20 protein-coding genes are annotated in these 23176 nt (G+C 40.2%); 11 read left to right on the forward strand and 9 right to left on the reverse strand.

Annotated features, from left to right (window positions below):
* Positions 1-111 precede the first annotated feature (111 nt).
* Genes Q0093_RS02760 through Q0093_RS02775 form a run of 4 tightly spaced genes read left to right on the forward strand, consistent with a single transcriptional unit; the run spans position 112 to position 1478 of the window.
* Positions 112-375: a hypothetical protein gene (locus Q0093_RS02760; protein WP_297928358.1), complete on the forward strand. Its 264-nt coding sequence runs from the start codon at positions 112-114 to the stop codon at positions 373-375.
* On the forward strand, positions 375-605 hold the full coding sequence (locus Q0093_RS02765; RefSeq protein WP_297928359.1) for a hypothetical protein: 231 nt from the start codon (positions 375-377) through the stop codon (positions 603-605). Before Q0093_RS02760 ends, Q0093_RS02765 begins: the two co-directional genes overlap by 1 nt.
* Entirely contained in the window at positions 590-1051 is a 462-nt protein-coding gene (locus Q0093_RS02770) for a phage holin family protein (RefSeq protein WP_297928360.1), read from the forward strand. Before Q0093_RS02765 ends, Q0093_RS02770 begins: the two co-directional genes overlap by 16 nt.
* Entirely contained in the window at positions 1038-1478 is a 441-nt protein-coding gene (locus tag Q0093_RS02775) for a hypothetical protein (protein ID WP_297928361.1), read from the forward strand. The genes Q0093_RS02770 and Q0093_RS02775 overlap by 14 nt, the downstream gene beginning before the upstream one ends.
* Positions 1479-1688: 210 nt before the next feature.
* Here the strand turns inward: Q0093_RS02775 and asnS are convergent, their stop codons facing one another.
* Together asnS and Q0093_RS02785 are read right to left on the reverse strand one after the other, a co-directional pair.
* Positions 1689-3095, reverse strand: coding sequence for an asparagine--tRNA ligase (gene asnS / locus Q0093_RS02780; protein ID WP_294177142.1), 1407 nt, complete (start codon positions 3093-3095; stop codon positions 1689-1691).
* A gap of 84 nt (positions 3096-3179) precedes the next feature.
* Positions 3180-4457: a pseudouridine synthase gene (locus tag Q0093_RS02785; protein WP_297928362.1), complete on the reverse strand. Its 1278-nt coding sequence runs from the start codon at positions 4455-4457 to the stop codon at positions 3180-3182.
* A gap of 326 nt (positions 4458-4783) precedes the next feature.
* On the opposite strand from Q0093_RS02785, the gene Q0093_RS02790 reads away from it, so the two are divergent.
* Positions 4784-5332 (forward strand): FKBP-type peptidyl-prolyl cis-trans isomerase, encoded by a 549-nt coding sequence (locus Q0093_RS02790; protein WP_294177139.1) that lies wholly within the window; start codon positions 4784-4786, stop codon positions 5330-5332.
* A gap of 268 nt (positions 5333-5600) precedes the next feature.
* On the opposite strand, the gene Q0093_RS02795 is transcribed toward Q0093_RS02790, so the two are convergent.
* From Q0093_RS02795 to Q0093_RS02825, 7 genes are all read right to left on the reverse strand, one after another.
* On the reverse strand, positions 5601-6596 hold the full coding sequence (locus tag Q0093_RS02795) for an NAD(P)H-dependent glycerol-3-phosphate dehydrogenase (RefSeq protein WP_294177137.1): 996 nt from the start codon (positions 6594-6596) through the stop codon (positions 5601-5603).
* A 13-nt stretch (positions 6597-6609) separates the two neighbouring features.
* Entirely contained in the window at positions 6610-8337 is a 1728-nt protein-coding gene (lysS, locus tag Q0093_RS02800; RefSeq protein WP_297928363.1) for a lysine--tRNA ligase, read from the reverse strand.
* A gap of 357 nt (positions 8338-8694) precedes the next feature.
* Positions 8695-9390: a DUF4919 domain-containing protein gene (locus tag Q0093_RS02805; RefSeq protein ID WP_297928364.1), complete on the reverse strand. Its 696-nt coding sequence runs from the start codon at positions 9388-9390 to the stop codon at positions 8695-8697.
* Between the two features lie 172 nt (positions 9391-9562).
* Positions 9563-10042: a low molecular weight protein-tyrosine-phosphatase gene (locus Q0093_RS02810; protein ID WP_297928365.1), complete on the reverse strand. Its 480-nt coding sequence runs from the start codon at positions 10040-10042 to the stop codon at positions 9563-9565.
* A gap of 108 nt (positions 10043-10150) precedes the next feature.
* Positions 10151-10408 carry a 50S ribosomal protein L27 gene (rpmA, locus tag Q0093_RS02815; RefSeq protein ID WP_009319060.1) on the reverse strand — a complete coding sequence of 86 codons (258 nt, stop codon included), beginning with the start codon at positions 10406-10408 and terminating at the stop codon, positions 10151-10153.
* Positions 10409-10428: 20 nt separating this feature from the next.
* Positions 10429-10740 carry a 50S ribosomal protein L21 gene (rplU, locus tag Q0093_RS02820; RefSeq protein ID WP_009319059.1) on the reverse strand — a complete coding sequence of 104 codons (312 nt, stop codon included), beginning with the start codon at positions 10738-10740 and terminating at the stop codon, positions 10429-10431.
* A 395-nt stretch (positions 10741-11135) separates the two neighbouring features.
* Positions 11136-12479 carry a glucose-6-phosphate isomerase gene (locus tag Q0093_RS02825; protein WP_297928366.1) on the reverse strand — a complete coding sequence of 448 codons (1344 nt, stop codon included), beginning with the start codon at positions 12477-12479 and terminating at the stop codon, positions 11136-11138.
* A gap of 191 nt (positions 12480-12670) precedes the next feature.
* Here Q0093_RS02825 and Q0093_RS02830 point away from each other — a divergent pair, with 191 nt between their 5' ends.
* From Q0093_RS02830 to secA, 6 genes are all read left to right on the forward strand, one after another.
* Positions 12671-13996, forward strand: a complete 1326-nt coding sequence (locus tag Q0093_RS02830) for an MATE family efflux transporter (RefSeq protein WP_297928367.1) — start codon at positions 12671-12673, stop codon at positions 13994-13996.
* 120 nt (positions 13997-14116) lie between these two features.
* Positions 14117-15382, forward strand: coding sequence for a DEAD/DEAH box helicase (locus tag Q0093_RS02835; protein ID WP_297928368.1), 1266 nt, complete (start codon positions 14117-14119; stop codon positions 15380-15382).
* A 150-nt stretch (positions 15383-15532) separates the two neighbouring features.
* Positions 15533-16756 (forward strand): mechanosensitive ion channel domain-containing protein, encoded by a 1224-nt coding sequence (locus tag Q0093_RS02840; protein ID WP_294177127.1) that lies wholly within the window; start codon positions 15533-15535, stop codon positions 16754-16756.
* A 111-nt stretch (positions 16757-16867) separates the two neighbouring features.
* Positions 16868-18073: a DUF4105 domain-containing protein gene (locus Q0093_RS02845; RefSeq protein WP_297928369.1), complete on the forward strand. Its 1206-nt coding sequence runs from the start codon at positions 16868-16870 to the stop codon at positions 18071-18073.
* A gap of 4 nt (positions 18074-18077) precedes the next feature.
* Entirely contained in the window at positions 18078-19658 is a 1581-nt protein-coding gene (locus Q0093_RS02850; RefSeq protein WP_297928370.1) for an alkaline phosphatase family protein, read from the forward strand.
* A 197-nt stretch (positions 19659-19855) separates the two neighbouring features.
* Complete coding sequence (secA, locus tag Q0093_RS02855) at positions 19856-23149, forward strand: preprotein translocase subunit SecA (RefSeq protein ID WP_297928371.1); 3294 nt, start codon at positions 19856-19858, stop codon at positions 23147-23149.
* Positions 23150-23176 lie beyond the last annotated feature (27 nt).

Raw genomic sequence — 23176 nt, forward strand, 5'->3', positions numbered from 1 at the left:
TAGATTACCGCTATCTGATAATCTATCCCCGCAACCTTACGGAAGAAGAACAGGCGATAGTGCTTAAATATATCACACAAGGAATATACGAACTATAAAAACAAAAATACGATGAACAGGTATTACAAAATTCCGGTATCAGAGCTCAAAGAGATAGATCCGGATTGGGAAACGAGAAGAAAGAACGTGGAAGGAACAGAAGCGATCATACACGTAGAAACATACGATACGCTGGTATCGGAGAGAAATAAAGGAATAATGCCCCTGTCGGAAGACACTGCAGAGTGGGAGAACTATCCCATTTATCAAGGAAAAGATCTGGAGGAACTGTTGAACAGCCCGGAATGGACACCGGATCAGGAAGGAGGTCGGTGATGAACTGGATGAAAGAAAGCAACCGTCTGCGTCATGTCCTATACGGATTTATCGGGGCATTGATAGGCACGTTACTGTTTGCCGCAGGCTTGGCGATCGGCAAGGAATACGGAGACAAGACGTGGGGCGGGAAATTCGACCGGCTCGATTTATGGGCAACACTGATAGGAGGTATTACCGGGCAGATTGTTCAATTGTTTATTATATGGAGGATATGGATATTATTTTAGATTTTATTGGCAGTGATCAGATCGGAGAATTAAAACGTCGAGCTGTCGTTATTTTAGTGTTTTGGATAATAATGGTGATAGCCGTATTTATCGACTTGTGGACGGGAGTTGAAAAAGCTCGAGCCCGACATGAAAAGATTTATAGTGATAAACTTAGGCGAACGGTAGCTAAAATCGGGGAATATTGGCGGGTTCAGATAATGTTCCTATTATTTGATATTGTCGGTTCGTTTATCTCGGTTTATAATCTTCCTTATGCCTCTATGCTCGGGACTCTCTGTATCGTGTATATAGAACTGCGTAGTGTATTCGAAAACTTGAAAGAGAAGCGATCTGCAGCCGCTGACATACCCGAAGCTATGAAAGAGATAATCAACTGTAATGACATTGAAAAAGCGAAAGAGTTGATCGAAAAATTAAAAGGAATAGGAGATGAAAAAAAGTAACTACTTTAAAATACAAGAACTTGTTTGTCCCGATGTATATAAAAAATATGGAGAACGGGCATGGATGTTTCTCGATCCGGAACTGATAGAGACGCTTGATATAATCCGGGAGAAAATATTGAACAGACCGATGATCGTCAATAATTGGGCTTCAGGGGGAGGTTATACCCAAAGAGGGTTACGTTGTAATCTCTGTCAACTAGTAAGGGATAAAACGAAAAACGAGAAACTTTATTTGTCTGCGCATAATTTCGGTAAGGCTGTAGATGCGACAGTGGAAGGGATGACAGCGGAGGAAGCGAGAAGATTGATCATGAAGAATCAGATTCTGCTGCCTTATCCGATTCGTTTGGAGGATGGCGTCTCTTGGCTGCACTTGGATGTTTATGATGCGGATAAAGGGAAGGTGTGTTTGTTTAAGGTATAGTTCATAAAATAAGGGGCTGTCCAAAAAGTTGGAAAGTTCAAATTTAAACTTTCAATTTAAAACTGATAGACTTCGATTATAAAAAGAATACCACTTTCACCTATGAAAATTAGGTGTAAAGTGGCATTCTTTATTTATTTTGTTACAATCTGTAACTTTTACCAATTCAGTTTTGACTTTTTGGACAGACTCTTATTTTTAAAGGGATATTTAAAATTCTGCATTTTTCGGAGTTCTTGGGAATGGAATGACATCACGAATATTTGTCATTCCGGTAACGAACAATAAAAGCCGTTCAAATCCTAACCCGAAACCGGAATGTGGAGCAGTTCCGAAACGTCTTGTATCAAGATACCACCAAATATCTTTTTCCGGAACTCCCATTTCTTTAGCACGTGTATAAAGTTTGTCATAATTTTCTTCACGTTGTGAACCTCCTATGATTTCTCCTATTTTAGGAAATAGAACATCCATAGCGCGGACTGTTTTTCCGTCATCATTCTGCTTCATATAAAATGATTTTATCTCTTTCGGATAATCGGTGAGAATAACCGGACGTTTGAAATGCTCTTCTACCAAATACCTTTCATGCTCGGATGCGAGATCTGCTCCCCAATATATCGGGAATTCGAATTTATGGCCTTTTGCAACAGCAGCTTCCAATATCTTAACGCCTTCGGTATATGATAGTCGTACGAATTCATCTTTAAGAACCGATTGCAGGCGTTCGATAAGTTCTTTGTCGAACATATCGTTAAGGAATTGCAAATCATCTTTACAGTTGTCTAAAGCCCAGCGAACGCAGTATTTTATGAAATCTTCTGCCAATTGCATATTTTCTGCGATTTCGATAAATGCGACTTCCGGCTCGACCATCCAGAACTCTGCGAGGTGACGGGGGGTATTGGAGTTTTCTGCCCGGAATGTAGGACCGAATGTATAGACAGCTCCCATCGCCATTGCTGCCAATTCGGCCTCAAGCTGACCCGAAACAGTCAAACTTGCCTGTTTGCCGAAAAAGTCGTTATCATAAATAATCGATCCGTTTTCATCCTTTTTCAAATCATACAAGTTCAAGGTCGTTACTTGAAACATCTGCCCGGCTCCTTCACAATCAGAAGCCGTGATGATCGGGGTATGAAAATAGTAGAAACCTCTTTCATGAAAGAATGTGTGTATTGCCATCGCCATGTGATGTCTCATCCGGAATACAGCTCCGAATGTATTTGTCCGAGGACGCAGATGTGCTATTTCTCGTAAAAATTCCATGGAATGACCTTTCTTTTGTAACGGATAGGTCAGTGGGTCGGCAGTTCCATATATTTCAATTTCTTCTGCTTGTATTTCTGCATCTTGACCTTTTCCCTGCGATTCGACCAATAACCCGTTCACATTAATACATGCCCCCGTTGTAATCGGTTTTAAAAGTTCTTCGTCGAATTTTTGCAGGTCGATGACTATCTGCATATTTTTAATTGTCGATCCGTCATTTAAAGCGATGAACCCGACTTGTTTGTTTCCACGACGAGTGCGAACCCATCCTTTTACGTTAACTTGAGTTCCAAAAGGTTTATTTTTGAACAGATCTGCGATTTTGGTTCTGCTGATTGTTTCCATTTGTCCTTCTTGTTTTATGCTTGAACACGAATGTCGAAAATTTCCGACATTCGTGCAGATTTATTTTTTGATTTTATATTCGTTTTATTCGAACGAACCCATTTGAAGCATGGTAACTTCTTGTTGAGTAAGATAACGCCAGCGTCCTCTGGGTAAGTTTTTCTTGGTCAATCCGGCGAAATAAACTCGGTCGAGTTTTGTCACTCGGTATCCTAAAGCTTCGAAAATACGGCGGACGATACGGTTACGTCCGGAGTGAATTTCGATTCCGACCTGATTCTTGTCCGTATCAGTTGCATAGCTAACAGCATCGGCGTGAATAGGTCCGTCTTCTAATTCAATGCCATCTGCAATACGTTGCATATCTTCTTCTGAAACATCTTTATCTGTCCATACGTGATAAATTTTTTTCTTGATAAATTTCGGATGGGTCAATTTTGACGCTAAGTCTCCGTCATTTGTCAATAATAGGACTCCAGTAGTATTTCGGTCTAATCTGCCTACTGGGTAGATACGTTCCGTACATGCGTTTCGAACAATATCCATTACGGTCAGACGGCCTTGAGGATCGTCTGATGTAGTCACGCAATCTTTGGGCTTATTCAGTAAGACATATATTTTATGTTCCAGAGTCACGACTTTATCTTGGAAAGTAACGACGTCGCTACGGGTAATTTTAGTTCCGAGTTCGTTCATGACAACTCCGTTTACTTTTACGAGACCTTGTTGTATAAATTCGTCTGCTTCACGGCGAGAACATACTCCAGCATTAGCCATATATTTATTCAGACGGATAGGTTCGTTCGGATCTACGTTTATTTCTTCATAAATAATCCGTTTACGTTGTTGAGAATAATCATCTCTGCGCTGCGGTCTGTTGTTGTATGGTCTATTGCCGTTTCTGTTGTTATTGTATGAACCGTTGTTCCGGTTATTATAAGGTCTGTTCCCGTTATTAGTATTGTTCCCGAATGCCGGACGGTTTGCCGGTCGATAGGGACGGTCGTTGTTTTCACCATTGTAACGGGGACGATCATTATTGTATGGTCTGTTGTTATATGGCTTATTATACGGACGGTCGTTATTATAGGAACGATTTCCCGCATCCCCATAATTGTTGGTTCGGTTATAACCCGATGATTGTCTATTGCCGTTGTAAGGCCTTTTATTGTTTTCTCCGTACGAAGGGCGATTATAGTTTCTTTCGCCATTATTGATCCGGGGTCTTCTTCCCGGATCGAACGTGTTTTCGGTTCTTCGAGAATAATCTACTTTTTCGTATCTTTCTACATTACCGTCACGGCCGGCGACACCTTTATTTTCTCCAATACGGGGACGCCTTGGTTTGTTTTCTCTTTCCATAGGGAATCTTTTGAATTGTAATTAAATATAAAGAGTGAGCCTCTCGGCCTACCTCCAAATTTGTTTAATATTGAAAGATAATTATTTCTTTGCAAAGATGCAAATGTTTTTTTAATTATGGTAATAATCAGTCGTTTTTCTGCATTTCTTAACGTGTAAATTTCGATTCTTTACAAAAAAATGCTTTTGTAGACGTTCAGTGCTATTAATAATCTGAAAAAGTGATTTAAAAAAGAGAGACACGAAAGAATAAATAGAAACCTTTTCCTAACTTTGCGAAGTTAACATGTTTATGAATCGAAATAATAATATAAAAGAAATAGGTTATGGAAATTATTAAACCCGGGCAGTTTGTTGAAGCTATTTATGATCTTTTTGTCGGAGCTGAAAATGAACTTATGGAACGGGCAACCAAAGAAGTCCCTCTTCGTTTTGTTTTTGGTGCTGATCAGATGTTACCTTCTTTTGAGGCAAAACTGAAAGGTCTAAAGGCCGGGGATAAATTTGAATTTGTAATACCTTGTAATGATGCTTACGGGGAGAGAGATGAAGAACATGTTTTGGAATTGAATAAAGATATGTTCATTGTTGACGGTAAGTTCGACGAGGAAATGATCTTTCCGGGAAATACTGTTCCGATGATGGACGCTAGTGGAAATAGACTGAATGGTTCTGTTCTTGAAGTGAAGGAAAATATAGTCGTTATGGATTTTAACCATCCGTTAGCGGGAGAAGATTTACATTTTGTGGGTGAAATAGTGGAGGTACGGCCTGCTACGCCTGAAGAATTGCATCCGTCTTGTGGCGGCTGCGGTGGTGGTTGCAATTGCGGTGACGAGCATCACAGTGATTGCGGTGGCGGGTGTTGTCATTAAGATATTCTTCGATTTATTGAGAAAAAAGAACTTTGATTTTTCAGAGTTCTTTTTTTATTGTTCGTAGAATTAATTGTTTAATATCTTTTGACAGCTATTGTTATAGTGAGGGAATGTACGTCTTTGGGGAATTCTGTTTCATTTCTCTTTTAAAAGGAGCACTAAAAATATTTTAAAGAAGTTTGGCGGGTAGTGATTAATTTTTTTGTTCGGAAAGGAAATAAAACAAGAAATAAGAACTTGCAAGTTCTTATTTCTTGTTTTATTTTTATCTGAATATTTCAGTGAGTTGTCGTATCTCGGTAAAAGATGATTTTTTATTGTAAAGAATATTATATACAGCATCGAGTATAGGCATCTCGACATTGTATTTTTCATTTACTTCTTTAATGCATTTCGTACCGTAATAACCTTCTGCTACCATTTCCATTTCGATTTGTGCTGTTTTCACAGAATACCCTTTGCCTATCATCGTGCCGAATGTGTGATTTCTGCTGAATCGGGAATAAGCCGTTACGAGCAAGTCTCCGAGATAAACCGATTCACAGATGTTTCTGTCTATCGGATTCACGGCATTGACAAAACGATTTAATTCTTGGATGGCATTTGAAATTAATACTGCCTGAAAATTATCTCCGTATTTTAGTCCGTAACAAATTCCCGCAGCAATGGCATATACGTTTTTCAGTACCGAACCGTATTCAATTCCCTCGACATCTTGAGAAATGCTTGTTTTCAAAAAGTTTCCGCTTAGCATATCGGCGACGATTTTTGCTCGTTCTGTGTCGGCACATCCGATGGTCAAATAAGAAAGCCTTTCCAAAGCAACCTCTTCAGCATGGCATGGACCTCCGATTACAGCCAGATTTTCCGCAGGTACATTGTATATCTTTTTCAGATAATCCGTGACGATCATATTTTCGTCGGGAACGATACCTTTGATCGCAGAAACAATAAATTTGTTGTATAGCGGAGTCTTTAATTTTTTCAGGTGTTGTTTTAAGTAAGGAGATGGTGTAACGAAAATCAGCGTATCCGAGTTTCTGATTGTCATATTCAGATTGTTACTGAAATGAATGCGGCTTATATCGAATTTGACACTCGATAGATAAGCCGGATTGTGTCCTAATCGTTTAAAGTCATCGATACGATCTTTTCTCCGCATATACCAATTAATAGAATCGGTATTGTTAAGGATAAGTTTGGCGATGGCTGTTGCCCATGTACCTCCCCCTATGACAGCTATTTTCCCCGGTAGATTCATCCTTTTTGCTTTTTTATTTAGCAGTTTCTACCCAAGCCTTTACGTCATCTACTGAAGGATTGGACAATTCAAGCTTGTATTTTTTATTGATTCCGCAAATTTCCTGATGCAATTTATTGGGATTTGCTTCAGCCAGGGCGTCTACAGTTAGATATCCGGCTTTTTGTATAGGAGCTACCCAATCCGACGGTATTCCGATTGCAGTGTATTTACTTTCTGCATCTTTTTTCTGGGTCTTTTCAGGACGCATTTGAGGGAATAACAAAACTTCTTGTATGGTCGATTGTCCTGTCATAAGCATTACCAGACGGTCCATTCCTATCCCCATGCCAGATGTAGGAGGCATTCCGTATTCAAGAGCTCGTATGAAGTCGTTATCGATAAACATCGCTTCGTCATCACCCTTTTCGGAAAGTCGTAATTGTTCTTCAAAACGGAAACGTTGATCTATCGGATCGTTTAATTCCGAATAAGCATTGCACAATTCCTTTCCGTTTACCATGAGTTCGAAACGTTCTGTCAATTCAGGATTGTTACGATGACGTTTACAAAGCGGAGACATTTCGATAGGATAGTCTGTGATAAAGGTCGGTTGAATATAGTTTCCTTCACATTTCTCTCCGAATATTTCATCGATAAGTTTTCCCTTACCCATTGTCTCATCCACCTCGACACCGATCTTTTTGCAAACTTCCCGTAGTTGATCTTCATTCATTCCGGTAATGTCGATACCTGTAAACTCCTTAATGGCATCAATCATCGTTACGCGTTTAAAAGGAGCTTTAAAGCTGATTATATTTTCTCCGACTTTGATCTCGGTTGTTCCGTTTACGTCCAGACATATTTTTTCGAGCATTTGTTCGGTGAAATTCATCATCCATTGGTAATCTTTGTATGAAACATATATTTCCATACATGTGAATTCCGGATTGTGAGTACGGTCCATTCCTTCGTTACGGAAGTTCTTTGAAAATTCATATACTCCTTCAAATCCTCCTACGATAAGACGTTTCAGATATAATTCATCAGCAATACGCAAGTATAACGGTATATCGAGAGCGTTATGATGAGTTATAAACGGACGTGCAGATGCTCCTCCCGGAATCGATTGAAGGATAGGAGTTTCTACTTCCATGTATCCTTGTGCATTGAAATACTCACGCATAGAATTATATATCTTGTTCCGTTTGATGAAGATATCTTTTACGCCTTCATTTACAACAAGATCTACATACCGTTGGCGGTAACGGAGTTCAGGGTCTTCAAAAGCATCGTATGCCACTCCGTCTTTCATTTTGACGATCGGTAACGGGCGCAAAGATTTTGATAAAACGGTAAGCTCTTGGGCATGAATAGTTATTTCGCCCATTTGAGTGCGGAATACAAAACCTTTGATTCCGATAAAATCGCCTATATCCAGAAGTTTCTTGAAAACGGTATTATACAGTTCTTTGTCTTCTCCCGGACATAAATCGTCTCGGGAAATGTAAATTTGTATGCGTCCGGTAGAGTCTTTTAATTCTATGAACGACGCTTTTCCCATGATACGGCGGCTCATGATGCGACCAGCGACAGATACTTGCCGGGGAGCATCCTCATCTTTGAAAGATGATTTTATATCGGTTGTATAAGCATTTACTTTATATTCGGCGGCAGGATAGGGGTCTATTCCCATTTTCCGCATTTCTTCAAGACTTCCTCGTCTTATGATTTCTTGTTCGCTTAAATCAAGTAAGTTCATGTGTCGTAAATTTATCGTTTCATTGCCGTAACATATATCCATAGTTTTAAGGACATACCATTTTGACGCACATCTCTTTTGCGCATTATACGGATTTTGCAAAAATACAAAACTTTATGCGAATCCTATGTATGATTATGTCTAATTTATTACAAAAGTATTTCTTTCTCAGAAAGAGCTGTGTCGATTATTTGCAAAGTGAAAGTTATTTAAAGCCTGTTTGAATTTTGCTCAGATCGGCTTTGAGAATTTCTTTTGAGACTGTTTTCCCGTTTTATTCATCGGATAGCTTGTGTTTCTTCGGAATAAAAAGAGCTTTTAAAATGTATGTGCAAAATTAAACAGACTCAAAGGTACTTAATTCTCTTTATATTTTCGTTCATATTCTTTCAACATGCGGGCTACATTGAAATAGAATCCCTCTGTTTTATCGGGATTTTTGCTTACTTCAATAAAATCGTAATTAGGTTCTACAAAGACATATTTATCTGCTTTATATCCGATGCTGTTGATAATATCGTATTCATGTGTCGAATTGATTACGTACCATGCTGTTTCCGGAGATTTCCCATCTCCGGTGGAACGGATAGCTTCGAGAAGTTGCCTCATTTTAGTAGTCCATATTTGGGCTTTTTCCTTATCTCCTTTAGTCTTGTAAGCATACGCCAATAGATGCATCTGTCTTAAATCAAATGGGAAATTGTCCAATAACCGGATTGCGTAATTGATGATCGTGTCGCATTCTGCTGCTGTGTGTGTCGGTTGGGAATATAATTTCATGATTTCCTCAGGGTGCTTGTTCGCTCGATAAGGATTATAACCCTCTTGAAAACTGTATCCTAAATATAGATGTCTTAGTTCTTTCAGAGTGAATGTCGTGTCGTTGTTCAGAAAGCGTTTTATCAAATAAGGATAATAGAGATGAGAGTTGTAATTACGGATGTTTTTATGTATTTCTTTTAAATTCGGAATTTCAAAATCTTTGTCTTCTGCTTTTAATGCAGGAATAAACAAAAATAAAGAGAGAAAATATATGATGAGTCTATTTTTCATTGTCTGATTGGATTTTACTATCTCAACAAAGATAGGTAAAAATCTCTCTTTGACAGATAAATTTCAATGTAAAGACTGTATATTTTTATCTTTTTTAGAGGCTATTTGCAGATCTCTGCTATTTTGTATAACAGGGGGAAGAACTTCAGAATTTTAGTACTGCCAGATGATATTATTTACGGTTTTTCAGCTCTTCTATCAGTCCGTTACAAGCATCTTCCAAAATGTCCAGTACGAGTTCAAATCCGTCGCTTCCCGAATAGTAAGGGTCAGGGATGTGATCGTATGGTAATTTTCTGCAAAAATCGGTAGTTCTCCGTATTTTTGCAAGCGATTCCGGATCGGGGGCTAATCGTTGTAGATTGCTGATGTTTGTATCGTCCATGCCGAGAATTAAATCGAATTTTTCGAAATCGTCATATTTTATTTGTCTTGACCGGTGAGTCAACTTATATCCTCGGCGGGTGGCATGGGCGCGCATCCGGTTGTCCGGTAGTTCTCCGGCATGACCTCCGTATGTTCCAGCAGAATCCACTTCAATATTTTCGGTTAGTCCTGCTCTTTGTAATAGCTCCTGCAATATTCCTTCTGCAGCCGGAGATCTGCAGATGTTGCCGAGGCAGACAAACAATATTTTATATTTTTTCTCCATGATCGATGTTCGTATTAAAAGCGACACGCATACGGTTTCCGTATGCGTGTCGTGTAAATCTTTTATTGTAATCGGAGTATATGTATACCCTTGTACAAATTGAACTGATTAGTTTTTGGGTTCTACAGAAATATAAGAACGATTATCTTTTTTTCTGCGGAATACTACCATCCCGTCCACTAATGCGAACAAAGTATGGTCTTTACCCATACCTACATTTTCACCCGGATGGTGAACTGTACCTCTTTGGCGTACGATGATGTTTCCTGCTTTTGCAAACTGTCCGCCAAACACTTTAATACCCAGTCGCTTACTTTCCGATTCACGACCGTTCTTCGAACTACCGACACCTTTCTTGTGAGCCATTTTTCTTAGAATTTAATAAGTTAAGCAACAATTTCTTTAATTAACACTTGAGTAAAGCATTGACGGTGTCCGTTGCGTTTGCGATATCCTTTTCTTCTTTTTTTCTTGAAAACGATTATGCGTTCTCCTTTCAGGTGAGAGAGCACCTCGCATACAACTTTTGCGCCCTCTACGGTGGGAGCACCAACTTTTACCGTTCCGTCGTTGTCGAGTAACAATACTTTGTCGAATTCGACAGAAGCACCTTGTTCGGCAGCGAGACGATGAACATACAATTTTTTACCGGCTTCGGCTTTAAATTGTTGTCCTTGAATGTCAACAATTGCGTACATCTGATATAATTTATTATTCAGGTTACCTCCAGTGGGTGGGCAATTTTTATCACCGCTTATTTGTACCCAGCACGGAATGAGGGTGCAAAATTAATGTTTAGTTTTTGCATTTCCAAATCTTTCTGTCTAAAAATCTGAATGTATTTTTGTTTTGCCCCAAACAAAAATACATTCAGATTTATTAAGAGCCTATCTAAATTTTCCGATAAAAAAATACTATCAGGTCATCTTCGCGCTTTCTTCCGGTCTATTTTCCCGTTTTCCCTCGTCAGATAGCCCGCTATCCTCCTCTTGAAAACAGAAAAACATCCTCGAAAAAAATTCTCAAATCTGACCCGAGCAAGATTTAGATAGGTTCTAAGAACCTTTTCTTGTTCCGGCAATAGATTTATAAATCAGATTTTGGCTTTTATGGCTTTTGTTTCTGTTTCATATCCCGGCTTTTCGAGTAAAGCGAACATGTTTTTTTTGTATGCTTCTACTCCGGGCTGGTCAAACGGATTTACTCCCAGCATATAACCGCTGATGCCGCAAGCTTTTTCAAAAAAGTAAATCAACTGTCCCAGATAATACTCGGTAATCGCCGGAATTTCTATTTTCAGATTGGGAACGCCACCATCGACGTGAGCGATTTGAGTCCCGAGTTCGGCCATTTTGTTCACTTCATCTACTCGTTTACCAGCAAGAAAGTTCAGACCATCTAAATTTTCTTCATCGATAGGTATCTCGACTTTATATTTCATTTCTTTTACGGAAAGAACCGTTTCGAAGATGGTACGTTCACCGTCCTGTATCCATTGTCCCATCGAGTGCAGATCGGTCGTGAAATCTACCGAAGCAGGATAAATTCCCATGTGGTCTTTTCCTTCGCTTTCTCCATATAACTGTTTCCACCATTCTGCAAAGAAATGCAGTTTAGGATTGAAGTTGACAAGTATTTCTATTTTTTTCCCGGCTTTATATAATATATTGCGGGTTGTGGCATAAACGGCTGCCGGATTTTCCATAAACGGGACATCCTCCCCACATTCGTTTTCCATAGCGACTGCACCTCCGACCAATTGGCGGATGTCATATCCGGCTACGGCAATAGGCAGTAACCCTACAGGAGTGAGAACCGAAAAGCGTCCGCCTACATTATCCGGGATTACGAATGTCTTATATCCTTCTTTGTCTGCCAGTTTTCGTAAAGCTCCTTTAGAAGCATCGGTTATGGCGATGATGCGGTTTTTGGCTTCGTTTTTGCCGACTTGATCTTCTAATTGTTTTTTCAACAGACGGAAAGCTAATGCCGGTTCGGTCGTTGTTCCTGATTTTGAAATATTAATTAATCCGAACTGGCGGTTTTGTAAAATATGCTGAAGTTCATATAAATAATCTTCTCCGATATTTTGCCCGGCAAACAAAACTAAGGGTACATTTTGTTTGGTCTGCATTTGTATAAATGTGTTTGACAGTGCTTCTAATACGGCTTTCGCCCCTAAATAACTGCCTCCGATACCGATTACGACAACGATTTCACACCGGTCTTTCAATTGTTTGGCAGCGGCTTCGATATCCGATAATTCCGTTTCACTGATCGAAGAGGGCAGATGTAACCATCCGAGGAAATCATTCCCTTTTCCGTTTCCTTTATGTAATGTCTTTATTGCATCTTCTGCTTTTGGAGCAGCAGAAAGAAGTTGCTCTTTTGCTCCTTTACCAAGAGCTTTTTCAATGTTTAAGCTAATAGTTTTCATACAGGCTAACAAGAATTAATTAATTATTCTCAAATGTATAAATTATAATCGAAATAAATACAATCATAAAAGCTAAAATTCTTTTTTATATATACTTCGGGTAGCAAGAACGGATGTATGTGCTATCTTTGCCGTCTGAATAAACAAAATGATTAATCTTTCGTCTTTTGCATAAAAAAATAAAGGAGCGTATGCATTTTACCAATAGACAAATTTGGCAAATGGCCTATCCCATTCTCATCAGTTTGCTGATGGAGCATTTAATCGGACTTACCGATACGGCATATTTGGGGCGTGTCGGAGAAGTGGAGTTGGGAGCTTCTGCATTAGCCGGAGTTTATTATCTGGCGATTTTTATGTTGGGCTTCGGGTTCAGTATCGGAGTGCAGATCATAATCGCCCGTCGTAACGGGGAGAAACGTTATTCAGATATCGGAGGAATTTTTTTGCAGGGGGCTATGTTCCTTATGCTGTTGGCAGGAGGGGTATTTGTGATTTCTAAACTCTATTCTCCGATATTTTTACGTTCGATAATACAATCTGATCCTGTATATGAAGCAACGATCAGTTATATGAACTGGCGTATTTATGGCTTTTTCTTTTCGTTTATCGCTGTTTTATTCAGAGCATTTTATGTCGGAATTACTTATACTCGTATTTTGACGATCAATTCCGTTGTCATGGTATTGACAAATATTGTGTTGAATTATGTGTTGATTTTCGGTAAATTCGGCTTCCCACAGTTGGGTATTGCCGGGGCGGCGATAGCCTCCAGTACTGCCGAAGCGGTATCCGCTCTATTCTATATTATATATACATGGATCAAGATCGATTGGAAGAAGTACGGTTTTTCTTTTAATATCAAGTTCCAACCGAAGATGTTGAGGAGGATTCTTTCAACCTCTATTTGGACGATGTTGCAGACGTTCTTGTCTATGAGTACGTGGTTTCTGTTTTTTGTTTCGGTCGAGCACTTGGGAGAGCGTTCTCTTGCGGTTACGAATATCGTCAGAAGCGTATCCTCTCTACTTTTTATCGTAGTTAATGCATTCTCCTCGACAGCAGGATCGCTGACAAGTAATCTTATGGGAGCATCGGAGCAGAATGCAGTCCCCCGTTTAGGGATGAGGATCACCCGAATGTGCTTTTTCTGCTGTTTACCGATATTGCTGCTTATCGCTTTATTCCCTTCGGAAGTATTACGTATTTATACCGATAATACAGATTTGATAGGGGATGCCGTACCTTCTTTATGGGTGATGTTATCTTCTTATATATTCTTTATTCCGGCTATGATTTGGTTCACGATCGTTTCCGGTACGGGAAATACCCGTCAGGCATTTATGCTTGATCTGGCGGCATTGTCCGTATATGTCGTTTATGTATTATATGTTGCTATTTGGCTTAAAGCCGATGTTGCGGTATGTTGGACTTCAGATCATATATATGCCGTTTTTATGCTGTTATTCTCTTTTTTGTATTTGAAAAAGTCCGATTGGCGCGAGAAGCGATTATAAAATGGTGTCCGAACTGTTAATAAAGCATTTTATATGTCGGGTAATGATAGAAAGTCCGATATAAAGGCGTACATTTGAAATGTGATTCCGGAATACATCGGGATTACTAACGATTATTTAATGATATTTGAAAATTTGAAATTGACAGAGCCTGTTCTTAGAGCTCTTCAAGATGAGGGTTACATTACCCCGACGCCGATTCAGGCAAAAGCAATTCCTTGTGTTTTAGATGGTAAAGATTTATTAGGTTGTGCACAGACCGGGACAGGTAAAACTGCTGCATTTTCGATTCCCATAATACAAAATCTCTTAGCGGAAGCCGGAGGAAATGGCCGGAAGTCTATTCGGGCATTGATATTGACCCCTACCCGGGAACTGGCCGCCCAGATCGGAGACAGTATAAACGCTTATAGTCGCCATACCCGATTGAAACATACCGTTATTTTCGGTGGCGTATCACAGAAACCCCAAGTAGAAGCCTTACGGAAAGGTGTTGATATATTAGTTGCCACACCCGGACGTTTGCTTGATCTGATCAATCAGAAAATTATCGATTTACAGACAATCCGGTTCTTTGTTCTCGATGAAGCCGACCGTATGCTGGATATGGGATTTATTCATGATATAAAGAAGATACTGCCGTTATTGCCTCGAAAACGACAATCTCTGTTTTTTTCGGCCACGATGCCTGCCGAAATCGAAAAATTATCACGGCAAATATTGAATCATCCGATGATGATTGAGGTGACGCCACCGTCCTCTACTGTCGAAGTGATCGAGCAGCATGTTTATAGAGTGGAAAAGACCGATAAAAGCAAATTGCTGGTACATCTTCTGCAAGATAAAGCTATTGAGTCGGTTTTGGTTTTTACCCGAACAAAACACGGTGCTGACAAGGTTGCCCGAATATTGGGTAAATCGGGTATTAAAGCGGAGGCGATTCATGGGAACAAGTCTCAGAATGCAAGGGTAAAAGCCATGAATAATTTCCGGGATCGTACTACCCGGGTGTTGATCGCTACGGATATAGCGGCACGAGGTATAGATATTGATCACCTTTCTCATGTTATAAATTACGATTTACCGAATATTCCCGAAACTTATGTTCATCGTATCGGGCGTACGGGACGTGCCGGGCGTAGTGGTGTTGCATTTTCATTTTGCGACTCCGAAGAAAAAGTCTATCTAAAGGACATAGAAAGATTGACCGGAAGACATATTGCCGAGATTCAAGAACATCCTTTTAATACGGGTGTTGTAAGAGCTGTACCCGTTTTTTCGGAGAAGGAGGAATTGAAGAAAACCGTAAGACGTGAGGATAGGAAAAGTTCCCGGAATAGTCGTTTTCAGAATGGTTTTAGAAATCGTTCTGATGTACGGGCGTAAATATGTTTGGATAACATTGTGAAGACGGGAATCGTGCCAAGATGCGGTTTCCCGTTTTTTTGATATGAGGAATGTTGTATAAAAGATTAGACCGGCAGTTTCTGTTTTCGATAAATTTCTTATTTTTGTTTCGTTGCAAATAAATGTGGAATGTTGTTAGAAGCAGAAAATATATTGTATTGGATATCGGGCTGGTTTGATAATACGTCATTAAGCCCGTCTCTTTCTTTGTTTTTTTCCCGGGTTATCATACTCGTTGCGATTTTGTTGTTGGCAGTAATTGCCGATTATATCTGCCGTTATTTTATAAATAGCGTAGTGCATCGGATTGTGAAAAGTACGAAAGCCGAGTGGGACGATATGCTGTTTGATAGGAAATTGCTCAATAAGCTTGCGCTTACCGTACCGGCCGTAATGATCTATTTCTTGATACCTCTGGCTTTCCCCGAGCAACCGGTTGCGTTATCATGGATATTAAAATTTTGTATTGTTTATATCATTGCAGTCGTTCTGCGTTTTTTCAATTCATTTCTTAATATCCTGCTTGAATTGACCAACCGGAAAGAAAAACTGCGAGATCGGCCTGTAAAAGGTCTGTTTCAGACTTTGCAGGTATTATTGTTTTTTGTCGGTACGATATTTATTATCAGTGTAGTCATAGACAAATCGCCGTTATCTCTGTTTGCCGGATTAGGGGCTTCTGCCGCGATTCTTATGTTAGTATTTAAAGATACGATCATGGGATTCGTTTCAGGAATACAATTGTCGGCAAATGATATGCTGCGCCCCGGAGACTGGATTACCGTTCCGAAACATGGAGCGAACGGAAGAGTGATCGAGGTTACTTTAAATACGGTGAAGATCAGGAATTTTGATAATACGATCGTTACCGTTCCACCGTATGCATTGGTGAGTGATTCTTTTCAGAACTGGAGAGGGATGGAAGAATCGGGAGGACGTCGCATAAAGCGTGCGGTACATATCGATATGAACAGTGTGAAATTCTGTACTCCCGAAATGTTGGAACAGTTTTGTCGATTAGATGGTGTTCGCGAATATGTCGATCGTAAAAAAGAGTCTTTGCCTCAGATACGTTTGACCAATATCGGACTATTCCGGGCTTACCTCGACCGTTATATCCGGACATTACCTGAATGCAATGAAGATCTGATGATTCTTGTCCGTTATCTTGAGGCGGAGGATAAGGGAATGCCTTTGGAAATCTATTTTTTCACAAAAAGAAAAGAGTGGCCGTTATATGAAGCATTGCAGGCAGATGTTTTAGACCATATTATGGCAGTTCTTCCTGAGTTCGACTTAAGAGTATTTCAGAGTCCCTCAGGAGCTGATTTCCGTTTTCTGTCAAATAGATGAAAGTTCTATTCTAATAAAATATAAAAAATAAACATGAGAGAAGTCATCTCGTGAAAATGTCGTATTTTTACCCACCGGAGGCAGTATTATATTACTTGCCGGATTAAGATTATGGATATTAAGAAGGTTCTCGCATTTTTATTTTTTTTATGTTCGCTGGCAACAGGATATTCTTCCGTAAGCGATTCCTTAAAAATCAGTTTGATAACTTGTTCTCCGGGATCTCAAGTATATGAGCTGTTCGGGCATACGGGATTGCGTGTACAGGATGTATCACGAAACGTAGATGTCGTTTTTCATTATGGCGTATTCAGTTTCAATACCCCGCATTTTATCTATCGTTTTACTAAAGGAGAGACCGATTATAGTATAGGGCTTGCCGATTTTAGGGATTTTGTCTATAACTATGCCGTACGGGGAAGTAAAGTTTCGGAACTTCCTTTAAGGTTGACGGCAGAAGAGAGTAACCGTGTATTTCAGGCTTTGATTATTAATAATATGCCCGATAATCGTATATATCGGTATAACTTTTTGTATGATAATTGCGCCACTCGTCCTCGCAATGTGATAACGGAAAATTTATCGGGGCAGATACAGTATAAAGATCCGGTCGATAAAGTGACATTCCGTGAGATGATTCACGATTGTACGCATAATTATCCGTGGCTTACTTTCGGAATAGATTTAGCTTTAGGAGAACCTCTCGATCGGGAGATCACATACGAAGAACAGATGTTCCTTCCGGATGTGCTTATGAAGGCGTTTGAAGATGCCCGTGTCGTAAAAGACGACTCGGTACGCTATTTGTCCGGAGAGCCGGTTTTGTTGCTTGCAGCAGATCCCATGCGCATAGCATCGGCAGCTGTCCAACCGGTCGGAATATCTCCTTTGTTTGTTACTTCTTTATTATTGTTGGCTGTGGTTATAATGTCTGCTGTGGAAATTATAAAACGGCATCATTACCGTATTATAGATACGGTTTTGTTTTCGATCTACGGCTTGGTAGGCTGTCTGTTGTTCTTCTTGATGTTTATATCTACACATCCGGCTACTTATCCGAATTATTCGGGATTTTGGGCAAATCCTTTTTTATTGATATTACCTGCGATCATTTGGGTAAAATCTATGAAAAAGGTCGTCTGTTATTATCATTTTATTAACTTTGCGGTGCTTTTCTGTTTATTGGCAAGTTGGTATTGGTTGCCTCAACAGATGAATATTGCATTCTTGCCTTTAGTATTGGCATTAGCCGTTAGGTCTGTGACCTATATATGGGTAAATCGCAGGAAGGAAAAGATTGCAGAAAAAGAAATATAGAAAAATGAATAAAGTTATAGCATCCTTGATTTTAGTATTGATGACTGCACCTTTGGGTGCTCAGTCTCCAGCCGATGTGCCTAAGTTGGTTGTCGGCATTACTATAGATCAGTTGCGTACCGATTATTTGCAGATGATGCGGCACGTGTTCGGGGATAAAGGCTTTAAGCGTTTGATGGACGAGGGCTTGCTATATGATCAAGTTACATTCGATTTTCCGAATATTGACCGTTCTTCTGCAACGGCATCTATTTATACGGGAACATATCCGGCCTATAACGGTATTGTGGCCAATACATTATATAATGTGGCGGAGGATAGGGTAGAATCTATCTTGTATGATCCTGCTAAAATGGGAAATTATACGAATGAGACGGTTTCTCCTAAGAATTTGTTGACTTCGACTGTTTGCGATGAATTGAAAATCGCGACAGAAGGTGTTTCTCGTGTTTTTTCCGTCGCACCGACTTTCGAACAGGCGATATTGAGCGGGGGACATGCTGCAAATGCCGTATTCTGGATTGATAATGACAACGGGAAATGGGCATCTTCTACGCATTACAAAGATATTCCGGCTTATATCGACCAATATAATATAGAATCGGGACTCGACCGCCGTATAGATACGATTGTCTGGCAGCCATTGCGTTCGGCAACGGATTATACAGGTTTGTCTTATCTGAGTAGCGACTATATGTTCAAGCATATATTCGATAAAGGCAAGCATAAGAAGTACGATTATTTTAAGACCAGCGGTTTGGTGAACGAGGAGGTGAATCGGGTCGTGGATGCTTTTCTTACTAAAGGCGAGTTGGGGAAACAAATGTATCCCGATATATTGAATATCGGGTATTCTGCTGCCAATTATCAAGGGAAAAGCGTTCAGGAGTATAGCCTCGAAATTCAAGATACATATTTGCGTCTTGATCAGGAAATCGCTCGTTTGTTGGAGATGATCGACAAGAATGTCGGATTGAAAAATACGGTGATTTTCCTGACCTCTACCGGATATTTTAACGGAGAGGCGAAAGAGGTGGGGATATATGAAATTCCTGCAGGAGAGTTTTATCCTGAGCGAGCAACCTCTTTGCTCAATATGTATTTGATGGCGGTTTACGGACAGGAGAAATGGGTACTCGGTTATCATGACCGTCAGATATTTCTGAACCGGAAACTGATTTCAGATAAAGAAATGAGTTTGAAAGATGTTCAGCTGAAAGCTGCTGAATTTCTTGTTCAAATGACAGGGATACAGGATGTGACGACATCGTTCCAGATGTTGCACGGAAATTGGAATAACCGGATCGATGCCATTCGTCGAGGATATCATCGTAAATTATCCGGAGATCTTCTTCTTGAGGTTCAGCCCGGCTGGGAAATAGTATATGAAAATACGGATAATCCACGTGAATACGTTCGGGAAAATGCGATTCCAGCGCCACTTATTTTCTTTGGTAAAGATATAAAACCTCAGCATATCGCCCGGCCTGTTCGGGCTACTATGATCGCACCTACGGTTTCACGCATTTTGCGGATACGCTCTCCGAATGCCGCATCTCAACCGGCGCTTCCCGAAATCCGGTAAAGTATGAGAGTCGTTTCGGTGAAATAAATCGGATAGAATCCATGTGAAATTCTGAATTGTATCGATATAGAATTTATCGAATCTTTTCCGGACTTTTTGTTTTCGGGTTATTTACATTACATTTGTAACCGTTCTCCAAGTATTTTCTTGGGAAATGTTTTTATTCATTCAGCAAAAAATAAAATAATATATAATCTATGGGATTTAATGATTTTTTAAAAAGTCTCTTCGGAAATAAATCGCAACGTGATTTAAAAGAGATACTCCCCTATGTAAACAAGGTCAAAGAGGCATATCCGGCTATCGAAAAGCTAAGCGACGATGAGCTGAGAGCCCGTATCGATGATGTTAAAAAACGGGTGCAGGAAGCTGTTGCTCCTGAGAAAAACCGTATTGCGGAGTTAAGAGCTTCGGTAGAGGAACAAGATTACGAAAAACGTGAAGCTATTTGGGAAGAAATAGACAAGATCGAGAAGACGATTCTTGAAAAATATGAGAAAGTTCTTGATGAGGTATTGCCTGAGGTATTTGCGGTAGTAAAAGATACTGCCCGTCGTTTTGCTCAAAATGAAACGATCACCGTGACTGCTACGCCGTTTGACCGAGAATTGGCATTGACTCACGATTTTGTACATATCGAAGGCGATAAAGCCATCTATCAAAATCACTGGATCGCCGGAGGCAATGAAGTAACATGGGACATGATTCATTATGATGTCCAGTTGTTCGGTGGTGTCGTTTTGCACAAGGGTAAAATTGCCGAAATGGCGACGGGTGAAGGAAAAACTCTTGTCGCGACTTTGCCTGTATTTTTGAATGCTCTTACCGGAAACGGTGTGCATGTGGTAACTGTGAATGATTATCTTGCCAAACGTGACTCGGAATGGATGGGTCCGCTGTATATGTTTCATGGTTTGTCTGTCGATTGTATCGATAAGCATCAACCTAATTCGGAAGAACGGCGCAAAGCGTATAATGCGGATATTACTTTCGGAACTAATAATGAGTTCGGTTTCGACTATTTGCGTGACAATATGTCGACATCTCCTGAGGATCTTGTACAGCGTAAACATAACTATGCGATTGTCGATGAGGTGGACTCCGTATTGATCGATGATGCCCGTACGCCATTGATTATTTCCGGTCCGGTACCGAAAGGAGATGATCAGCTTTTCGAGGAGTTCTGTCCGAAAGTAGAAGCTTTGTATAAAGCCCAAAGAGCTTATACGACCAAGTTGCTTGCTGAAGCTCGTACCAAAATTGCTTCGAGCGATAAAGAGGTACGTAAAGAGGGAGCTTTGTTGTTATACAGGTCATTTAAGGGACTTCCTAAGAATTCTGCATTGATTAAATATCTTAGTGAACCCGGTGTAAAAGCGTTGATGCTCGAGACAGAAGAGTATTATATGCAGGAAAACAACCGTAATATGCCGATTGTTACCGATCCTCTGCTTTTCGTAATCGATGAAAAAAATAATAGTGTGGAGTTGACCGATAAAGGTCTGGATATGATTACCGGAAATTCTGATGACCCGCAATTCTTTGTGTTGCCTGATATCGGTGCTCAACTCTCGGAACTGGAAAATATGGGTCTGTCCGATGAGGAGAAACAGATGAAGAAAGATGCTTTGATGCAGGATTATGCGATCAAGGCAGAACGGGTACATACTGTAAACCAGCTTTTAAAGGCTTATGCTCTGTTTGAGAGGGATGATGAATATGTCGTTATCGACAATAAGGTAAAAATCGTTGACGAGCAGACCGGACGTATTATGGAAGGTCGCCGTTATTCGGACGGGTTGCATCAGGCTATCGAAGCGAAAGAGCATGTTAAAGTCGAGGCTGCAACACAGACTTTTGCGACGATTACTTTACAGAATTATTTCCGTATGTATCATAAATTGGCGGGGATGACCGGTACTGCCGAGACAGAAGCCGGAGAATTCTGGGATATTTATAAACTTGATGTTGTTACGATTCCTACAAATAAACCTGTTGCCCGTGTCGATATGAATGACCGGGTATATAAGACTAAACGGGAAAAATATACAGCGGTAATCGATGAAATACAAAAATTGGTCGAAGCCGGCCGTCCGGTACTTGTGGGTACTACTTCTGTCGAAATTTCAGAATTGCTCAGCAAGATGCTTACCATGCGTAAGATCAAACATAATGTATTGAATGCTAAGTTACATCAGAAAGAAGCAGATATTGTCGCTCAGGCAGGTCAGAGCGGAACGGTGACTATTGCTACCAATATGGCCGGTCGTGGTACTGATATCAAGCTTTCTCCTGAGGTTCGTGCTGCCGGCGGGCTGGCTATTATCGGTACTGAACGTCATGAGTCACGTCGTGTGGACCGTCAGTTGAGAGGACGTGCCGGACGTCAGGGAGATCCGGGATCTTCGGTATTTTATGTTTCTCTCGAAGATAATTTGATGCGTCTATTCAGTTCTGAACGTATTGCTAAGGTTATGGACCGTTTGGGCTTTGAAGAAGGAGAGATGATCGAACATAATATGATTTCCAAATCGATCGAACGTGCTCAGCGGAAAGTAGAAGAGAATAATTTCGGTATTCGTAAACGGTTATTGGAATATGACGATGTGATGAATGCACAACGTGAGGTAATATATACCAAACGTCATCATGCTCTTTTAGGGGAACGTATAGGGATCGATATTGTAAATATGATGTACGATGCCGTGCAGGCTATGATAGAATCTCATTCCCAAAATTCAGATTATGACGCACTTAAAGAGGATGTGTTCAAAACTTTTGCCATTGAAATACCTTTCGACAAAACGGCAATGCGAAGTGAAAAGAACGAGCGATTGGTAGATATGTTGTATGATGCGGTTATTGCTGCGTTCAAGCGCAAAACAGATAATATGGTGGCTGTTGCCAATCCGGTGATTAAGCAGGTTTACGAAAACCAAGGTGACCGATACGAGAATATAATGATTCCGATTACAGACGGGAAACGGATGTATAATATTTCTTGTAATTTGAAAGAGGCATACGAATCGGAGTCGAAAGCAATCAATAAAGCATTCCAGAAAGCCATATTGTTATATACGATAGATGAGGCATGGAAAGAACATTTGCGTGACCTCGATCAATTGCGTCAATCGGTACAGAATGCAAGTTATGAGCAAAAAGATCCGTTATTGATCTTCAAACTGGAGTCTTTCGGTATGTTTAAAGATATGATCGATACGATCAACCGAAAAACGGTCGCTATTCTGATGAGAGGCCAGATTCCTGTACGAGAGCCGGAACAAGTGCGTGAAGCTGCTCCTGAAGTGCGTCAGGATTATAGTAAATATCGTACTCAAAAAGATCAGGTAGGAAGTGGCTCTTCGACAGCTCCTACACAGCAGACCCCGCGGTCCGAACCCGTCAAAGTAGGACCTAAGATAGGACGTAATGACCCTTGTCCTTGCGGAAGCGGTAAGAAATATAAAAACTGTCACGGGAAAGAAGCATAAGTTATTGCTTTAATGTAAGTGACAAAA

This window comes from uncultured Coprobacter sp. (assembly GCF_947855755.1).
GTDB lineage: Bacteria > Bacteroidota > Bacteroidia > Bacteroidales > Coprobacteraceae > Coprobacter.

Coding starts and splice junctions, on each gene's coding strand:
- Q0093_RS02760 (WP_297928358.1), top strand. CDS start 112: ATGAACAGGTATTACAAAATTCCGGTATCAGAGCTCAAAGAGATAGAT.
- Q0093_RS02765 (WP_297928359.1), top strand. CDS start 375: ATGAACTGGATGAAAGAAAGCAACCGTCTGCGTCATGTCCTATACGGA.
- Q0093_RS02770 (WP_297928360.1), top strand. CDS start 590: ATGGATATTATTTTAGATTTTATTGGCAGTGATCAGATCGGAGAATTA.
- Q0093_RS02775 (WP_297928361.1), top strand. CDS start 1,038: ATGAAAAAAAGTAACTACTTTAAAATACAAGAACTTGTTTGTCCCGAT.
- asnS (WP_294177142.1), bottom strand. CDS start 3,095: ATGGAAACAATCAGCAGAACCAAAATCGCAGATCTGTTCAAAAATAAA.
- Q0093_RS02785 (WP_297928362.1), bottom strand. CDS start 4,457: ATGGAAAGAGAAAACAAACCAAGGCGTCCCCGTATTGGAGAAAATAAA.
- Q0093_RS02790 (WP_294177139.1), top strand. CDS start 4,784: ATGGAAATTATTAAACCCGGGCAGTTTGTTGAAGCTATTTATGATCTT.
- Q0093_RS02795 (WP_294177137.1), bottom strand. CDS start 6,596: ATGAATCTACCGGGGAAAATAGCTGTCATAGGGGGAGGTACATGGGCA.
- lysS (WP_297928363.1), bottom strand. CDS start 8,337: ATGAACTTACTTGATTTAAGCGAACAAGAAATCATAAGACGAGGAAGT.
- Q0093_RS02805 (WP_297928364.1), bottom strand. CDS start 9,390: ATGAAAAATAGACTCATCATATATTTTCTCTCTTTATTTTTGTTTATT.
- Q0093_RS02810 (WP_297928365.1), bottom strand. CDS start 10,042: ATGGAGAAAAAATATAAAATATTGTTTGTCTGCCTCGGCAACATCTGC.
- rpmA (WP_009319060.1), bottom strand. CDS start 10,408: ATGGCTCACAAGAAAGGTGTCGGTAGTTCGAAGAACGGTCGTGAATCG.
- rplU (WP_009319059.1), bottom strand. CDS start 10,740: ATGTACGCAATTGTTGACATTCAAGGACAACAATTTAAAGCCGAAGCC.
- Q0093_RS02825 (WP_297928366.1), bottom strand. CDS start 12,479: ATGAAAACTATTAGCTTAAACATTGAAAAAGCTCTTGGTAAAGGAGCA.
- Q0093_RS02830 (WP_297928367.1), top strand. CDS start 12,671: ATGCATTTTACCAATAGACAAATTTGGCAAATGGCCTATCCCATTCTC.
- Q0093_RS02835 (WP_297928368.1), top strand. CDS start 14,117: ATGATATTTGAAAATTTGAAATTGACAGAGCCTGTTCTTAGAGCTCTT.
- Q0093_RS02840 (WP_294177127.1), top strand. CDS start 15,533: ATGTTGTTAGAAGCAGAAAATATATTGTATTGGATATCGGGCTGGTTT.
- Q0093_RS02845 (WP_297928369.1), top strand. CDS start 16,868: ATGGATATTAAGAAGGTTCTCGCATTTTTATTTTTTTTATGTTCGCTG.
- Q0093_RS02850 (WP_297928370.1), top strand. CDS start 18,078: ATGAATAAAGTTATAGCATCCTTGATTTTAGTATTGATGACTGCACCT.
- secA (WP_297928371.1), top strand. CDS start 19,856: ATGGGATTTAATGATTTTTTAAAAAGTCTCTTCGGAAATAAATCGCAA.